We start from the raw sequence: 15,001 nt of genomic DNA on the forward strand, positions 1-15,001 counted from the left end.
TTTTGAGGACTTGGTTGCCAACGAACCGCCCGCATAACTGAGTTGTGACTATCATTCCACTACTACAGGAATTACATCCACTTAGAGACCGCCCATTTTTTTAGTGCCCTATCACGTTATGTCAAGCAGAAGCTTAAGTATACCGCTTGAGTTGTTAAAGCAAGACAAGTTTACCAGCTATGGCGTACTGGCCACTAATGATTTGAATACTGCAAATAGTATATGGATACTCGCACTATCTCTCCTTCGTCCTCCGCTACTACCCTGACGCCAAATTCAAACAGCACATTGCTCGCTGATTCGGTACGCTTGGCGACCATTACTTTCCCTGGCATTCGCTTACAACCGCGCGATGCGCACAAGCTTCGTGGCTATTTGGGCGGGTTGTTTCGGGATCATTCTCCTTTGCTGCACAACCACTTCGACGACGGTACATACCGCCAGCACTACCCGCTGGTCCAGTATAAAGTTCTGAATGAAGTGGCCACCTTAGTGGGTCTAAACGAAGGCGCGGCACCCCTAGTGCAGCTATTTTTGCACATCCGGGAACTAGACCTGGCCGGGAAACGACACCCGGTACTGGACAAGCACATCCGCCACGAGTCGGCAGCCATCGGCTTGGGCACGGAACTGTACCGCTATCGATTTGTCACTCGGTGGTTGCCCTTGAATCAGGGCAACCACCGGGATTACCAGGCTTTGGAGCCCGCTGCCCGCCGGATGCAACTCACGCGCATTCTCACAAACAACATACTGGCCTTGCTCAAAGCGGCGAACGTTTACGCACCCCAGTTGCCGCGCCTTATGGTGCACCTAGCCCTGAGCGAGCCGGTGTTAACTCAGTTCAAGAACCAGCCCATGTTGGGATTTGGGGGCGAATTTGTAGCCAATGTGGTTCTGCCCGATGGCCTGGGGCTGGGTAAGTCCGTAGCCCGGGGATTTGGGTCCGTGCAGCGGCTCGACTGATACTTGAAACAACAAGCTTTTTGGGCAGCCTCCCGGGCCTCGACTTTTCCACTTGCCTTTCTTTCTTCTGGCTGATTCTTTTATAAACCGTACACAGATAAGCTCCTGCGATTTAAAGGCATGATGCAAACTTCATTGCGGGCCGTTGTGAGGAAAGCTTGGGTGCTAAAGGGTAATATGCTGTTGTTCCATTCTTTGATGAGGGGTTACGATCAAGGGTCTACAATTTAAAGAGTTAAAAGATCAATGAAGTCTTGCCTTGGGCACTTCTCATCGATGCGTAAGCGCCTCAGAACATGTTTATGCGTAGATTGCACGCGCATCATGCACTGGCGTGCTGACTAAGTCCGATGCAAAGGCGGATTGAAACAAAGCATGAATATCCTGAACCCCTAACTCAAACAACCTTATTGGGTTATTTTAACGTGAAGGCGGATTCACCCGGCTAGGCATTCCAATAGAATAAGACGGATTGAAATCGGTACCAGGATTACCGATTTGCCTACAAAGGCTAGGGCCGCCTAAACGTTCTGATCGTTCTGGTCTGGATTGATCCCCGAGAGTTGAAGAGGCGACGCTTCGGCACTACCAATAAAATAAAGGTAGTGGTGGGATGGTCTAAGCTAGGCGGACAGAAGAATGGTGTATAATTTTTTCTTTTCGGTTAGCCTAAACCTCGTCAACTGGAGCACTTGGCACGTTGGCGTAAACGCCACAATGCTATGAGGTGGTCTAGGCAAGGCGGACAGAAGAAGGACGTATATTTCTTCTGTCATGGCAACAAAATCCAGCGGGACATCGCCCGACAAACGGCGTAAATACGACGAGGCCTTCAAGGCCGAGGCCCTGCGCTTGGCCGGCGAGAGCCGCAGCACGCAGGCCGCGACGAGGCAATTAGGCATCAGCCCAAAGCTGCTTTACCGCTGGCAGCAAGCCCAGCTCGTGGCCGAAGTGGGCAGTGAAGAAGTGGCCCGCGACCCCGAAGATCGCGCGCTTCGCGCCCGGCTCAAACGGGCCGAGCAAGAGCTTGATATTTTAAAAAAAGCCTTGGTCATCTTCGGCCAGCCGACCCGGTGAGCACCTACCAACACATCGCTCAGCGGTTCGCCAACGTGCCCGTGCACCAGCTCTGCTACGTCTTGCGCGTCGCCCCCAGCGCGTACTATGCCTGGCGTCGGCAGCAGGGCCAGCCCGTGCCCGAACCAGCGTGGCAAGTGGCCGTGCGCGAAGCGTTTGCCTATCACAGCCAGCGTTATGGCATCCGCCGGCTGCGGGTGGCCGTGCGCGAAGCGTTTGCCTATCACAGCCAGCGTTATGGCATCCGCCGGCTGCGGGCCGAAGTGCAGGCCCAGGGCCACGCCGTGGGCCGTTGGCGCATCCGCCGCGTGCTCAAAGCGCACGGCCTGCGGGCCCTCCGGGTACGACCCAGCAGCCCCGCTCGTTCGTGCCGCGCACCACCGATTCCGACCCGGCCGTGCGCGCCGCACCCAACCGCTTGCTGGGCCAGCCGGCCCCCACCGCCCCGAACCGGGTCTGGGTGGGCGACATCACCTACCTACCCCGGCAGGGCGGAGGCTGGCTGTACCTGGCCGTGTGGCTTGACCGCTGCTCGCGCAAGATTGTGGGCTGGGACGTGCGCGACACGATGCCCGAAGACCTCGTGAGCGAGGCGCTGCGCCGGGCCCTGGCCGTGCGCCGCCCCCCGGCCGGGCTCGTCGTGCACTCCGACCAGGGCAGCCAGTACACGGCCACCCGATTCAAGGACTTGCTGGCCCGCCACGGGGCACAGCAAAGCATGAGCCGGCGCGGCAACTGCTACGACAACGCCCTACCGGGTACGACCCACGCCGAATCGTTTTGGAGCCGCTTCAAAGCCGAACTGCTCGACGGTGGCCTCTTTCCCGGACTCGAAGAAGCCCGGCTCGAAATCAGCCACCACGTCGCCTACTACAATGCCGAACGCCGCCACTCAGCGCTTGGTTACCTGGCCACAAATCACTTCGAAACGCAACTTCAAACAACGTCTCAATTCTGTCCGGCTTAGTTGGACCACCTCATAGTGAACCGCTTTTCCTCGGCATGGAATAAATGGATAACACCGCATCGCCGGAATTGGGCAACCAAGATGCTTAATGCTAATGCCTTTAACCAAAATGAGGTGGTCTAGAAATGGCGGACAGAAGAAGGACGTATATTTCTTCTGTTATGGCAGCAAAACCCAACGGGGCGTCGCCCGACAAACGGCGTAAATACGACGAAGCCTTCAAGGCCGAGGCGCTGCGCCTGGCCGGCGAGAGCCGAAGCACCCAGGCCGCGGCGCGGCAACTGGGCATCAGCCCCAAGCTGCTTTACCGCTGGCGGCAGGCGCAGCTCGTGGCCGAAGTCGGCAGCGTGGAAGTGGCCCGCGACCCGGAAGTACGGGCCCTGCGTGCGGCCAATAAACGGCTGGTGCAGGAACTCGATATTTTAAAAAAAGCCTTGGTCATCTTTGGCCAGCCGACCCCGTGAGCGTCTATCAGCACATTGCCCAACGCCAGGCCCAGGTGCCCGTGCGCCAGCTTTGCCACGTGCTGCACGTGGCCCCGGCCGCGTATTATGCCTGGCAGCGCCGCCGGCAGATGCCAGCGGTCGAGCCGGCCTGGCAAGTGGCCGTACGCGAAGCGTTTGCGGACCACAGCCAGCGTTACGGCACCCGCCGGCTGCGCGCCGAGGTGCAGGCCCAGGGTCACGCGGTGGGCCGCTGGCGCGTCCGCCGCGTGCTCAAAGCCCACGGGCTGCGGGCCCAGCAGCCGCGCTCGTTTGTGCCCCGCACCACCGACTCGGATCCGGCCGTGCGTGCGGCCCCCAACCGCTTGCTCGGCCAGCCGGCCCCCACCGCCCCCAACCGGGTGTGGGTCGGCGACATCACGTACCTGCCGCGCCAGGGCGGCGGCTGGCTGTACTTAGCCGTCTGGCTCGACCGTTGCTCGCGCAAAATCGTCGGCTGGGACGTGCGCGACACCATGCCCGAAGCCCTGGTCAGCGAGGCCCTGCGCCGGGCCTTGGCCGTGCGCCGGCCCCCGGCCGGGCTCGTGGTCCACTCCGACCAGGGCAGCCAGTATACGGCCACCCGTTTCAAGGACTTACTGGCCCGCAACGGCGCTCAGCAGAGCATGAGCCGGCGGGGCAACTGCTACGACAACGCGCACGCCGAATCGTTTTGGAGCCGCTTCAAAGCCGAGCTGCTCGACGGCGGCCACTTTCCCGGCTTGGCCGAAGCCAAGCTCGAAATCAGCCACCACATCGCCTATTACAATGCCGAACGCAGGCATTCCGCCCTCGGTTACCAATCACCCAACCACTTTGAAAACCAACTCAAAACAACGTCTCAATTCTGTCCGGCTTAGCTAGACCACCTCAAAACAATGTTCTGAGCATGGACGCTGGAGACTTATATCGCAGGGTCTGTCCACAGGCAGCGAGTAACTGTCCAATAGGCCTGATAATACTAGAATTCGGTTTATCATTTGCCCACACGCTCGCTTGCTCACAAGAATAGGCCCCCGAGCCGAAGCACCGAGGGCCTAAATTAAGCGATAGCAGGAGCAGTCCTTACTCATTGGTTCACCGTTAGGCGCGAGGATATAACCTGTCCATCAGGTTCGGGGCGCTGTATTGTAGCGGCTGAAATCAAACAAGGCAAAGCCTGTTCTAACTTCTCTACCCCCAACAGGGTTAAAGCCAGGCGAGTAAGCGATAAAGAAGTTAACCAAGGACAAGAGCACGGCTCAATGTGCGATCTGGACGTGCTCTGTGTAGGTCTGCTTCCCACTGCCAGCACGCAAGATATAGAAGCCCTCCGGCAAGTCGCGCACGTCGAACTTTACCCGTCCCTTCTGGCTCTTTCCGGTCTTGACAAGTTTACCATAGCTATTGTACAAGCATGCCTCGAACAACTCATCGTTCGGGACGTCTGCATTAGTTGCTGGTGATGAACTTGTCACAATCTGCGGACTGGTGTTAGGATCAGTATTTTGCAGAATGACATCCGAACTGGTGGGATTAGACGAAACCATGTAGTAATTCCGTATCACAAAAAAGTAGAACGTGGTGGTCGTACTGCTGCACGCATCGGGATTAGTAGCAGTCACGTCCAGGTATACCCGTTCGTTGGCGGTTCCAGAAGGGCCAATGGCAAACGTGGCTACGTTAGAACCGGGCGAACTCTGGTATACAGTGGGCGGAGGGGAGTTGAAAAGAATTCGTTGCGCACTAAATGAGTACGTGGTGCCCACACTAGGCTTTGCACCTACCTGTACCGTCACGTTGCCAGACGGAACGGTTTGAGAAGTTTGCAAAGGAGTGGTTTGATTGTAAGGGTTGGTGCTGGAGTGCCAATTGCCTGAAATAGGGGATGGGTTAGTGCATAGTGCTTGAAGCGTAGCTTTATACGCATTAACACGGCCATAACCCATTTCGCTGTTCCAACTCAAGCTAGTGTTTTCCCCAGTGCCTGGGATGTAGGTATAACCCCCGGTTTTATCTGCCGAGGATTCTAAAATTTGGCGGGCCTGTAATTGAGTCAAACTAGGATTAACGGATAAAATCAGGGCGGCGACGCCGGCCGCATTAGGACAGGCGGCAGAAGTACCCGTAAAATTTGATAGGTAATCCGTTGTACTATAACCCGCAGTTCCTTGTCGGTCACTGGTGTAGATGTTCTCGCCTGGGGCAACGAGATCCAAGCCAGTGCCGAAATTAGAAAAGTTCGCACGTTGGTCTCTATGGGTTGTAGCGCCAACCGCGATCACGCTGGGTTCTGAAGCCGGAAAATCTAAAGGGCTGTCCTGGTTGCCGGTAGCAGCCAGAACAATACAGCCTAAACCGTTTCGTCCCTGTGTGACCGCTCGGTTAAGTGCATCGATAACAGCTTGCTGACCGACACTAACTCGGAAGGAAAGACTTAGTACATCAGCACGGTTGTTTTGCCAGGCCCAATCAATACCCGAGGCCATCCATTCAGCAGTGGTAATGTCAAAAATGGTTGAGGTCCCGGTAAACACTCGTACGGGTACTATACGGCTGGAGTAAGCGACCCCCGCGATTCCTATGCCGTTGTTGGCTTGCGCACCTACAATGCCAGCGCACGCGGTACCATGGCTGTCGTTTTGGGTGGGTGCCCCGCCAGTGCCTTGTCCCGTTGCGTCAAAGCCAGCCAGGAGATTAGACCTTAAGTCAGGATGATTTAGTTCTACGCCGTCGTCAAGCACCGCGATTCGAATGGTATTATCGCCAGTGGTGATGCCCCACGCTTCAGCCACATCCATGTCAGCATCGTTAAAGCCCCCCATTTGGCCCGTGTTATTCAGCGCGTACTGTTGCGCGTAAAATGGGTCATTCGTAGTTTTTTCAATGAAAAGCACGAAATTTGGTTCTGAGTATTCAAACAAACCACTTTCGTGAAAACGATTCGCCAGTGTCATGGCATCGCCCTTTTTCTTGTCAACCTTTAAGTAGTAAGTTTTCGCATCAAAGTCAGATTGATGGTCAATAGCTGTCCCTGTTTGGGCCAGCAACTGGTGCAAACCAGACGTTGAAGTAGAAGGCTTCAGTTTGACAATAAACTGGTCATTAACCGCTCCAAAAGGCTTGCCTTTCTCATCTAGCAGAATGGGAGCTGCTTGAGTTACATCGGGGTCTGCCAGATATTGTGTCACCAAATCTCGAATGCTGGCCTTGGTTTTACCAGGGGCTATATCTAGCAATGATACGCCGGGCAAGGCTGCCAAAGACCTCATTGCATTACTTCCCAGCATAGGGGCGGCTTTTTCCCGCCTCGCCAAAGTGGCGGCATCCTTAAATTTTACCAGTACCTGTGAAGTGCTGGGTTCATAGTACACTTTTTTGCCTTTGTGGTAGCTGGCGTATTCTTGGGCAAAGCAGGTTGCTGTTGGCAAAAAGAAAAACAAGAAAATGCCACGAATTAAACGGGTAGATGAAGACATAGTTTCTTTTGTTTAAAAGTGTGCGGTGATTTACCAAGTACAGTTACCCGAGGTGAGTGCGTATTCCGGCGCTCGCCACAGGTGCCGTTGACTCTTTAGGGTAATATCTGTACTTCAAATTCTACCTTCGCATCCGTGGCAATTCGTGGTATTAATGCGTGATATTTAGCTGTGGTTACGGCAGCATCTGTCCCTTGCTGAACGACCACGGTGTATTTGTAATCTTTACACGATCGTGTGATCTGTTGCGAAATAACGCGGCCACCGGACGGCAACTTGGTTTGCCCAGTAAGTAGCGTAAAGGAACCAAAGTCGATCACCGGTGGATTGGGACAGGTGTACGCCGTGCGAAACTGAGCTGCCGAAGTTATTATTTGCTTGCTTGATTGCCTGATTTCCAATGTAGCATCCGCGAGACAGGCAGGACTGGCACTTAAGCCGGGAACGGCTGTTATCGCGACCATACTGGGCGAGCAGGGCTCGGGCGCAACAGCATTTTGTGATTCTTTTTCACAACTGCTGCTCATGGTCAACAGACCAAGCATCGCAAGCGTGATGATTTGAAGTGCTTTCATAAAAGGAGTTGTTTGGTGTGAAAAATGAAATCGAGAGGGTAAAATGTACTATTTAAAATGCCTTGTTCGGGCACAGTGTTTCGCGAAGGCTTTAATCCGTCAGAACCCTAAATAAAAATTAAATATTTAATTTTTATTTAGTTAATTTGAGCGAGGCAGCGGTTTCCGCGAATTTCACGCCTTTACATCACTGCGACAGGAGTAAGGGGCCGATGAGGTGAAACCAAAAAAAGTAAGAATCCTTTGCGAAGGCTTCTGCTAGGAGCGCGAAGGGTAGATATGGCATGGGCCGGAAACCGGCGGGTGCCACCAAGGCGGACCGGCAACGTCCTGGCAGAGCAGGGTGCCCGGCACGTGCGCAGCCCGGGGCTGCAGCGATTGGGGTTCTGGGGTTCCACGGCCCCAGGCAAGGCAAACACCTTGGTAGTAGGTTGGCTAAGCTGGCGTAAACAAACAAATAAAGAATTATTAAAGCTAATGATACCATTTGCTTTTTAATAAACATTATAGGAACCCCATAATGGGCCCAACTAAGGCGCCGAATCAACACACTAAGCGCGCTTTACCCGGGTTGATGCCCGCCTAAACATCAGCGATCAGTCGGATTGTATTGGAGAAAGGATGGGTGTGAGCTAAGCAGTAAACCATAAACCAGGAGTTTTTACAATGGCTGCTGGTGAGTTACAGGCCTGCCATATCGGCCTTTTCTGCGGCACCCAGACACGGGAACAATCAGCAATTAACCTCCTCGTTGAACAGGGTGGTATATTGGTGCCTTAAACGAGAAATAACCCGGTTTTTTTTAAAGCTAAAATGAATGATTCGCCGAAAGTAGCCTTGGAAATAGGCTGCGCGTTCCCCGATTATTTCCCGGACGTGATTGTGGAGGATATGTTAGGAAGCCCCAAAGAGCGTCCCGTGGGTCTTTTAGTCGAGCGGGTTCCCACGGAGGCGCATGCTTCTATCGAGTGGGTGCTGATGACAGGCGTGGTAGCCTGGGTTTCAAAATCGTATTTTGAATCATTCCTCCAGGAAGCAGGCAAAGACCATTACCAACTATTGAGCAACTGGCTGAAAGGACTGGTCGGAAAGTCCAGGATACTGAAGTCGAGAACGATAACGGCTAGTCAGTCGACAGAGAAGATACAGTCGGGCTATCGGCAGTCCAAAGTCATTTCGGTGATGATGCAGCTAAAGAATGGCCAGACAGTGAAAGTGCTTTTTGACGACCAACTCTCGCAGCAGGAGTGGGAGGAGGCCGTAGAGCAAATGATAAGCCTAGTGGTCGCCAATTACCAGTCGGCAGAAAACGATGCCCTTGCGCAACAATTGGCTGATGGCAACCAGCAGAAAAGGCAAGCGCTGTACGCCGTACTGGACGACACGGGCAAAAACTGGCTACTATTGGACGACCGCGGCATGATGGCGCGCGAATACGGTCCCCGACCGGCTGGCTGACGTCGAGTCGGCGGATTTGTAAATACGCCGCTCCGCCTCTGTCATCGGAGGGGCGTGTGTGCTGGGTTGGTATCAGGTGGTGTGGACTTGGCCAGCATGTGTGCCAGCGATTCAGCGCGAACCCACTGTGATGCGCTACTTTATTACAGGCTTTACATGATTATTGTTGCTCTGTGACGAAGACGGGTTAACACGCATTGAAGCAATTGTGCGATGGATTGGCTAGGTAATGTATTTACGACCAGCAAGAAAAGCCATGATATAATTCTGGCCGCCATCAACCCTCATGCCAATGAAGCGAAGTCTGACATGATGGATCCTCTGTTCGGCGCTGGGCATCAGCATGGCAAATGCGCAAGTGCTCTCCCGAAATATTGTGTAGTACTACCATCTGCTCAAACCCGAAGCCGGGCCGGTACCAGAGGCCGACGGTGAAGGTGCTCACAATTAGCAGCGGCTTTAGCCTTGATTAAGCGTCACTCAAACATCAATCTCAATTTGGGTTAACAGGCCCAAAAACGTGCTAGTAAGTTGGCCTGCAATTCCCCTCCCACCTGTCGCTTTAAAATGGACATTTCCTTGGATAAGCAAAGTATTGACAAGATATTTTCCAGCACTACGTACCACATTGACTTCTACCAGCGTCATTACAAATGGACGAAAGAACCCGTTAATCGCATGTGGCAAATGTCTTTTATCGGTTCAACCAAGAGTGCCTTTTTAATGAACATGCCGAATTTCCTTCATTAGCCTTGCACGAATAGCTTACTCATCGCGCCAAATCTTGCTCTTAAACGTATATAGTAAGAGCCAGGTCACACCTTGGTAAATTCTGATGTAGTCGTCTGGTGCCCTCGTTAGCCTCTCACCTAGTCCGAATATGCACGCCTCCACAACCGTGCACCGCTACCAGGTGGTGCGCCCCATCCTTACTGGAAATAATACGTATTTTTCGGGTATGGAAAAGCCCACCTTCTTACCCCAGGAAGCCACCGAGGCCCAGCGCCGCGCCATCATGCAGCGGACCTTTGCCGCGGGCATTGCGCAGGGTGCCATTGTTACGGCTGAAACCGAGGCCGCGTACAACCGCTATATTGCCGGGGAAATCACACTAGAGCAGGCGACTAACCTGGCCATGAGCGTTTACCAAAAGCAAGCAGTACACGCTTGATGCTTTCGACTGCCGATAGCTACTACTTATAGGGCCTACTGTTATCAGTAGGCCTTTTTACTTGGTGGCCACTACCGCCTGAATTGATAGCCCCGATGGATTTGTTTCAAGACCCTCTGCACAGTCGGCCGAATAACGAAGTATTGATAAACAAGCTCGGCATTACCACGCAGCAGGAGCTCCGGGAGGCAGAAGGCGCGAACCTGGGCCGAATGGCCCTGCTCGTGGAAGGCATCAAACCCATTCCCGGCGACTTTGACGCGGCCCATCTGAAACAGATTCACCAGGAGCTGTTGGGCAACATCTATCCGTGGGCCGGAGAAACCCGCGCCTGGGGCCAGTTCCAAGGGCAGAAGCACTTGCCCAACGGCAGCTTGTTCTTTGCTCCCTACCAGCAGATTGAGGCGCGCCTGAATTTGTTGGGCAACCAGCTCACGCAGGAAAACCAGCTAAAAGGGCTCGACGAGGACCAGTTTGTCAAACGGCTGACTTACTATGCCGACCAGTACAACTACGTGCATCCGTTCCGCGAGGGCAACGGCCGCACCTTGCAAGTAATACTGGCCGAAGTGGGCCGCCGAGCAGGGTATGACGTGCGGATATCCGAGCAGCAGATCAAGGAGTACAACCCGGCCCGCGATGCCGCCATTCTGCGCAAAAACGGGCTCCACCCGGACGAAAACCTTGCCCCGTTGCGCCGACTGTTGGCCCTGGCCACCACGCCCGCTGAAGGCCCCCAGGCCGAGCAGCTGCGCCACCCGGCCCTGGCCCGGCCGGTGCCCGCGCCCTCCCCGGGTATGCAGCAGGCCGAGGCCCTGCGCACGCTCATCGTGGGAAGCCGCGAGGTTTCGGAGGAGCGGGTGATGCAGCGCGTCACCAAGCATCATTTTAAGGTGTCGCCGGACTACCTGCAGCAGGCCAAGGCGCAGGAGGCCGCGTTGGTTGCCAGTGCCCAGGCTGTGCAGCGGGAGCCCGCGACGTGGCCCGCGTTCCGCCAGCAGCTACTCGAACGGGTGAAGCAAGTAGAGGCCGACCCCGGCATTACCCGCGGCTCCTTGGCCCACCTGGCCCACGTGAAAAAGGCCAGTGCGGAGCTCGACCGGAACCAGGCGCTGACCCCCGCCTTTCGGGAGCAGGAAGTGCCCGCCGACCAGTTGACCCGGCTAGGCAAGCCCGTTGCGGAATTGTGGAAGCTGGGCCAGATGGAGAAGCTTCTGCAGGGCCAGCGGACCGACCACCTGCCCTTCCCGATGCCAAACCCCCAGGGCGGGCCACAGCACGTGCCCATGCAGCTCCAGCTAAACCGCGATGCCGCCGGGGCCGTGGGCGTGGAGGTGTACTTGCCGGCCGCCGTGCGCGAGAGAATGGAACAAGCCGCCGCGCAGCAAAGGCCTCAAACTTCCCAGCAGCAACAGCCGCCCGTGCAGCAGGCCCCAACTCCCCAGGTGGAGGCGCCAAGCGCCCCACAAAGGCGGCGTGGGCCAAAACGTTAGCCCGGACGCTTACCTTGCTAATACCTTACTACCCCTTCTCCCTACCAGACTATGAGAAAAAAACTGCTTCCGCTGCTGCTGTTGCCCTTCTGGGCGGCTAGTTGTTCCGGTGACCAAGAAGATTCGGACCCCCAGCCGAATACTACGCCCAAAGAGTACCAGGTGACCTATCAGGTTACGGCCGTAAACTATGCGCAGTCCCGCATCATCTACCGCGATAACACCGGCAGTTTGATTACGGAGGAAAACGTACCGCTACCCAAAACCTACTCGTTCAAGCGGACCCTGAAATCGGCGGACATTCTGAGTGTCGGCGCTTTCCCTGCTCAGGGCGATGCAACGGCCAACGTAACGTGCGTCATTCAACTCGATGGAAAAACGGTTGATACAAAATCCGGCCCCGGACCTAATCCGCAGGCCGTGGCCAGCTACGTTCTGCCTTAGCCCCCGGATACCAATAAAAAGACCCTGCTTGTCCGAGCAGGGCCTTTTTTATTAATGCTTCTCTTGCTGTAATCGCTCTGTGAAATCCAATACGCTTGCAGCTTTTGATGCATAAGAAGCAATGGCTTCGGGTAGTCCGGTTCCTGCTTCAGTAAGGAGAGAAGTATGGTTTACTTCTGCTACGGGTTCAAAATATTCAAACAGATAGTTAAGTTAATTTAGCAATGGTTGCCTCATCATCCTCGCTAGCAACGCCTCAGCACATAGCATCACCTGAGCTTGTTGCCATGCCTGTAACGTTGGCCCCGGCAAGTTGCGGTAATAACGGGAGAGTATCCGAAGCGGACTTATCTGTATGGCCTCGACCACCTTGAAGCAGTTTGCGATAAACTCGACCGCTTAGGCCCATAACAGAACAAGAGGAGAAAGCAATCCCCGCGACTATCTCATCTATTTGGTTGTTTAACAACACCCTAGTAGGCAGTAAACTCCAAGGAAAAAGAGCGGTTGCTAACCCGGGCTTGCCGTAGGTGCACGTGCTCGTAATCTGCGTCTGAATCTAATAGGTCGATGAATGCTTCCACCGGCGCTGACCAGGCCTTGGCGCCAATGCTAATTTCTACCAACGATTTCTTAGCGAATGATTTGCTGCCTTGACCGGAGCGGGTAAACACCCGGCATTCTTCTTCATAGGCCCACACATCTGCTTTCACCGACAAGGCCTTGCTGACCGACTCCTCGTCTAGGCGAGCTAAGACCGGGTAATCGCGGCTGTAGGTCACCGGGCACATATCGAAATAGGCGATTGGGTCTGCCAGCACGTCGAACTTTAGGCATACGCCGCAGTGGGAATCTGCGTAGTGAGACCACATCAGTAGGTTATCGCCGCGAGTACCGTAACAGCAGATGCCGATGTGGGCCATTGTGTCCCTCAGCCAAACTTGCGCCCTTTCAACCGTAAGCTTGGGGTGTTGACGCAGATTGTTCAAGCCACGTCGGCGGTCTGCCCGCCGCCTAGGCCGGTGGCTTTCCAACCGTTCGTACAGTTTGGCCACGCTGCGTACAATGTCTGCTGAACGCCGCGAATCCAACGGTATCTGGCAATCAAACGGGTCATTGAAAGTTGTCGGTTCCGAGTGCCACATTGCTGCGGTGGTAATAATTTTGGTTGTGTTATCAACCAGCGTAAATCCTTCAGGGTGTTCCCGGTCAATTACATAGAGTGGCCGGTACTTATAGAGGTAGCGTGGAAATTCGCCCGTCTGAACACGGCGGGTAAGGTATTGCTTAGCGGCTTCAGGGTGCATTAGGGCAGGAAATCGGCTGATTTCAAAGATACCCACGCGTTGACTCAAGATGTCTGCCTGGGCGTCTTTTACCAATAGCTGTTTCGCGATGTCAGCTTATCCAACCATGCCGCTACTGCCCATCCCGATTGAGATAAGAAAGATGAGCAGCACGAAAAAGAGCGCCGCGAGCGCGCAGGGCAGCGCGATCCACCAGGGGATGGGCGATGGGTTACCTAGCGCCCGTATCGAGAGCCAAAATGAAACAAGCGCAAGGACGATGAATTCGAAAAGCAAAGCATAGCTCAAATCGGGCATGTCGTCCAAGAAGTCATGCGGCACGCTCCAGACGACGAGCGCCAGTAGCCCCGCCCCCCCAATCACGCCATAGTACTGGACCGCAGCGCCCCGGCGTCGGTGCAGCTTGTGCACAGCCCAAACAGTGGGCAGCAGCACAGCCACGAATAAAGCTGGCTTGGAAAAAGTGGTGGCAATCATATGTTAGAAGCGTCGAGGCACACTCGGACAGGGCACCGTCCCGTCACTTAACTTGTTGCAAGACCCATTAGAAGAAGTCCTTAATAGCGCGTTAAACATACGCTCCTTACTTTGAACGGGCCTCGTTTACCTTCGGACCGTTTTACTGAACGCTGCTTTTACCGACAGCAGCCGGTTCCTCCTGTTCACGGTGCGGCATTGGAATCCGCTATGGGGCCTAAAGTACCGGGCGAGCGGCGGGTTCGTACGGAATCGATAACCCCTCCCGCGAAGCGCTCACAGACACGCGGCGGACACCTCCGGCGCGTGGTTCCACGGCCGGGCATCCCCTTCGTCTACCGCGTTCAGGCGGGCCAGCATCGCGTCCAGGTCCACGTCGCCCCGCACGAATTGGTCCAACAACGCTCGTTCGGCGGGGCCGGGAGACAAAGGGGTGCCGGCGGTGAGGGCCAGCGCAAACGCGACGGCGCGTTGGCGGCCGGCTTCGGTACGTAGCAAAGAAGGTTCCATTCGAACTGGTAACCGGAGATAGGCCCACCATTGAAATAAGTAACTAATTGAATGCTTAAATGTTTTTTTTGCGCGCACGGTGCCCTTCCGGTCCGTGGCGTAGTGCAGCGCCTTCGAAAGCTCCTAGCTCCTTTCGTCAAACTGATGCGTTTCCCTTCGGGCCGTTTTCCTGAACATCAGGACACTTATAAGCGCCTTCCGGGAATCAATAGGGTTTTGGGCCGGCCGCGCCACCCGGCGTAGACTTTTCCCGGTGGTGGGGCCTCTTCCCGTTCGGCGGACTCCTACCGGTAGCCCTGCCAAAACAAGCGGAACCGTTACGTACTTTGTTGGCTGTAATCAAACACATTCATTTAGCCGCCACCCCGTGCAAGCTCCTTTGAATTTCGGCCCGGCCGAGCAAACCCGCCAGCAACGCCAGGAAATTGCCGACCGGGCCCTCGCCATTACCCTGGCCGAGGAACAACACGCCAAAGACGAGTTGCTGGCCCTCTACCACCGCTACATTGAGGGGGAAGTGGACCTCTACGCCATCAGCGTCCGGGTCGGCGCCCAAACCCGGACCCGCTTGCAGCAGCTTGTCGATGCCGGACCGGCGCCGGGCTAAGCATCGGGT

At 55.2% G+C, this 15,001-nt stretch carries 15 protein-coding genes and 1 pseudogene; 11 read left to right on the plus strand and 5 right to left on the minus strand.

Annotation, left to right across the window (positions count from 1 at the left end):
- Positions 1–222: 222 nt before the first annotated feature.
- From BMZ66_RS22280 to BMZ66_RS22305, 6 genes and pseudogenes are all read left to right on the plus strand, one after another.
- Positions 223–966 carry a CRISPR-associated endonuclease Cas6 gene (locus BMZ66_RS22280; protein ID WP_177204862.1) on the plus strand — a complete coding sequence of 248 codons (744 nt, stop codon included), beginning with the start codon at positions 223–225 and terminating at the stop codon, positions 964–966.
- A 774-nt stretch (positions 967–1,740) separates the two neighbouring features.
- Complete coding sequence (locus BMZ66_RS22285; protein WP_092678582.1) at positions 1,741–2,043, plus strand: transposase; 303 nt, start codon at positions 1,741–1,743, stop codon at positions 2,041–2,043.
- A gap of 203 nt (positions 2,044–2,246) precedes the next feature.
- Positions 2,247–2,378, plus strand: a pseudogene (locus tag BMZ66_RS26500) (IS3 family transposase); the annotation flags it as partial.
- Positions 2,336–3,010, plus strand: a complete 675-nt coding sequence (locus tag BMZ66_RS22295) for an IS3 family transposase (protein WP_092678583.1) — start codon at positions 2,336–2,338, stop codon at positions 3,008–3,010. The pseudogene BMZ66_RS26500 and the gene BMZ66_RS22295, both read left to right, overlap by 43 nt.
- A gap of 161 nt (positions 3,011–3,171) precedes the next feature.
- Positions 3,172–3,474, plus strand: coding sequence for a transposase (locus BMZ66_RS22300; RefSeq protein ID WP_177204864.1), 303 nt, complete (start codon positions 3,172–3,174; stop codon positions 3,472–3,474).
- Entirely contained in the window at positions 3,471–4,352 is an 882-nt protein-coding gene (locus tag BMZ66_RS22305) for an IS3 family transposase (RefSeq protein WP_092678585.1), read from the plus strand. Before BMZ66_RS22300 ends, BMZ66_RS22305 begins: the two co-directional genes overlap by 4 nt.
- Before the next feature lie 381 nt (positions 4,353–4,733).
- Here the strand turns inward: BMZ66_RS22305 and BMZ66_RS22310 are convergent, their stop codons facing one another.
- Positions 4,734–6,950 carry a S8 family serine peptidase gene (locus BMZ66_RS22310; RefSeq protein ID WP_092678586.1) on the minus strand — a complete coding sequence of 739 codons (2,217 nt, stop codon included), beginning with the start codon at positions 6,948–6,950 and terminating at the stop codon, positions 4,734–4,736.
- Between the two features lie 95 nt (positions 6,951–7,045).
- Entirely contained in the window at positions 7,046–7,525 is a 480-nt protein-coding gene (locus BMZ66_RS22315) for a hypothetical protein (RefSeq protein WP_092678587.1), read from the minus strand.
- Between the two features lie 813 nt (positions 7,526–8,338).
- Between BMZ66_RS22315 and BMZ66_RS22320 the strand changes: the two genes are divergently transcribed.
- The 4 genes from BMZ66_RS22320 to BMZ66_RS22340 all read left to right on the plus strand — a co-directional run bounded on the left by BMZ66_RS22320 (position 8,339) and on the right by BMZ66_RS22340 (position 12,091).
- Positions 8,339–8,983 (plus strand): hypothetical protein, encoded by a 645-nt coding sequence (locus tag BMZ66_RS22320; RefSeq protein WP_092678588.1) that lies wholly within the window; start codon positions 8,339–8,341, stop codon positions 8,981–8,983.
- Between the two features lie 880 nt (positions 8,984–9,863).
- On the plus strand, positions 9,864–10,154 hold the full coding sequence (locus BMZ66_RS22330; protein ID WP_092678590.1) for an antitoxin VbhA family protein: 291 nt from the start codon (positions 9,864–9,866) through the stop codon (positions 10,152–10,154).
- 95 nt (positions 10,155–10,249) lie between these two features.
- Positions 10,250–11,647 carry a Fic family protein gene (locus BMZ66_RS22335; protein WP_092678591.1) on the plus strand — a complete coding sequence of 466 codons (1,398 nt, stop codon included), beginning with the start codon at positions 10,250–10,252 and terminating at the stop codon, positions 11,645–11,647.
- A 51-nt stretch (positions 11,648–11,698) separates the two neighbouring features.
- Positions 11,699–12,091 (plus strand): hypothetical protein, encoded by a 393-nt coding sequence (locus BMZ66_RS22340; protein ID WP_092678592.1) that lies wholly within the window; start codon positions 11,699–11,701, stop codon positions 12,089–12,091.
- 473 nt (positions 12,092–12,564) lie between these two features.
- On the opposite strand, the gene BMZ66_RS22345 is transcribed toward BMZ66_RS22340, so the two are convergent.
- From BMZ66_RS22345 to BMZ66_RS22355, 3 genes are all read right to left on the minus strand, one after another.
- On the minus strand, positions 12,565–13,398 hold the full coding sequence (locus tag BMZ66_RS22345; RefSeq protein WP_143080364.1) for a DUF2971 domain-containing protein: 834 nt from the start codon (positions 13,396–13,398) through the stop codon (positions 12,565–12,567).
- A 96-nt stretch (positions 13,399–13,494) separates the two neighbouring features.
- Entirely contained in the window at positions 13,495–13,875 is a 381-nt protein-coding gene (locus BMZ66_RS22350; RefSeq protein ID WP_092678594.1) for a hypothetical protein, read from the minus strand.
- A 276-nt stretch (positions 13,876–14,151) separates the two neighbouring features.
- Complete coding sequence (locus BMZ66_RS22355) at positions 14,152–14,385, minus strand: antitoxin VbhA family protein (RefSeq protein WP_092678595.1); 234 nt, start codon at positions 14,383–14,385, stop codon at positions 14,152–14,154.
- 367 nt (positions 14,386–14,752) lie between these two features.
- Here BMZ66_RS22355 and BMZ66_RS22360 point away from each other — a divergent pair, with 367 nt between their 5' ends.
- A complete protein-coding gene (locus BMZ66_RS22360) occupies positions 14,753–14,992 on the plus strand; it encodes a hypothetical protein (RefSeq protein ID WP_143080365.1) in 240 nt (79 codons plus the stop codon).
- Positions 14,993–15,001 lie beyond the last annotated feature (9 nt).

The organism is Hymenobacter arizonensis (assembly GCF_900115775.1).
In the GTDB taxonomy this organism is placed as follows: Bacteria; Bacteroidota; Bacteroidia; order Cytophagales; family Hymenobacteraceae; genus Hymenobacter; species Hymenobacter arizonensis.

Excerpts from the sequence above, each read along its gene's own strand:
- BMZ66_RS22315 (WP_092678587.1), bottom strand. The coding sequence starts at position 7,525 with ATGAAAGCACTTCAAATCATCACGCTTGCGATGCTTGGTCTGTTGACC.
- BMZ66_RS22335 (WP_092678591.1), top strand. The coding sequence starts at position 10,250 with ATGGATTTGTTTCAAGACCCTCTGCACAGTCGGCCGAATAACGAAGTA.
- BMZ66_RS22320 (WP_092678588.1), top strand. The coding sequence starts at position 8,339 with ATGAATGATTCGCCGAAAGTAGCCTTGGAAATAGGCTGCGCGTTCCCC.
- BMZ66_RS22330 (WP_092678590.1), top strand. The coding sequence starts at position 9,864 with ATGCACGCCTCCACAACCGTGCACCGCTACCAGGTGGTGCGCCCCATC.
- BMZ66_RS22345 (WP_143080364.1), bottom strand. The coding sequence starts at position 13,398 with ATGCACCCTGAAGCCGCTAAGCAATACCTTACCCGCCGTGTTCAGACG.
- BMZ66_RS22350 (WP_092678594.1), bottom strand. The coding sequence starts at position 13,875 with ATGATTGCCACCACTTTTTCCAAGCCAGCTTTATTCGTGGCTGTGCTG.
- BMZ66_RS22285 (WP_092678582.1), top strand. The coding sequence starts at position 1,741 with ATGGCAACAAAATCCAGCGGGACATCGCCCGACAAACGGCGTAAATAC.
- BMZ66_RS22310 (WP_092678586.1), bottom strand. The coding sequence starts at position 6,950 with ATGTCTTCATCTACCCGTTTAATTCGTGGCATTTTCTTGTTTTTCTTT.
- BMZ66_RS22340 (WP_092678592.1), top strand. The coding sequence starts at position 11,699 with ATGAGAAAAAAACTGCTTCCGCTGCTGCTGTTGCCCTTCTGGGCGGCT.
- BMZ66_RS22355 (WP_092678595.1), bottom strand. The coding sequence starts at position 14,385 with ATGGAACCTTCTTTGCTACGTACCGAAGCCGGCCGCCAACGCGCCGTC.
- BMZ66_RS22300 (WP_177204864.1), top strand. The coding sequence starts at position 3,172 with ATGGCAGCAAAACCCAACGGGGCGTCGCCCGACAAACGGCGTAAATAC.
- BMZ66_RS22280 (WP_177204862.1), top strand. The coding sequence starts at position 223 with ATGGATACTCGCACTATCTCTCCTTCGTCCTCCGCTACTACCCTGACG.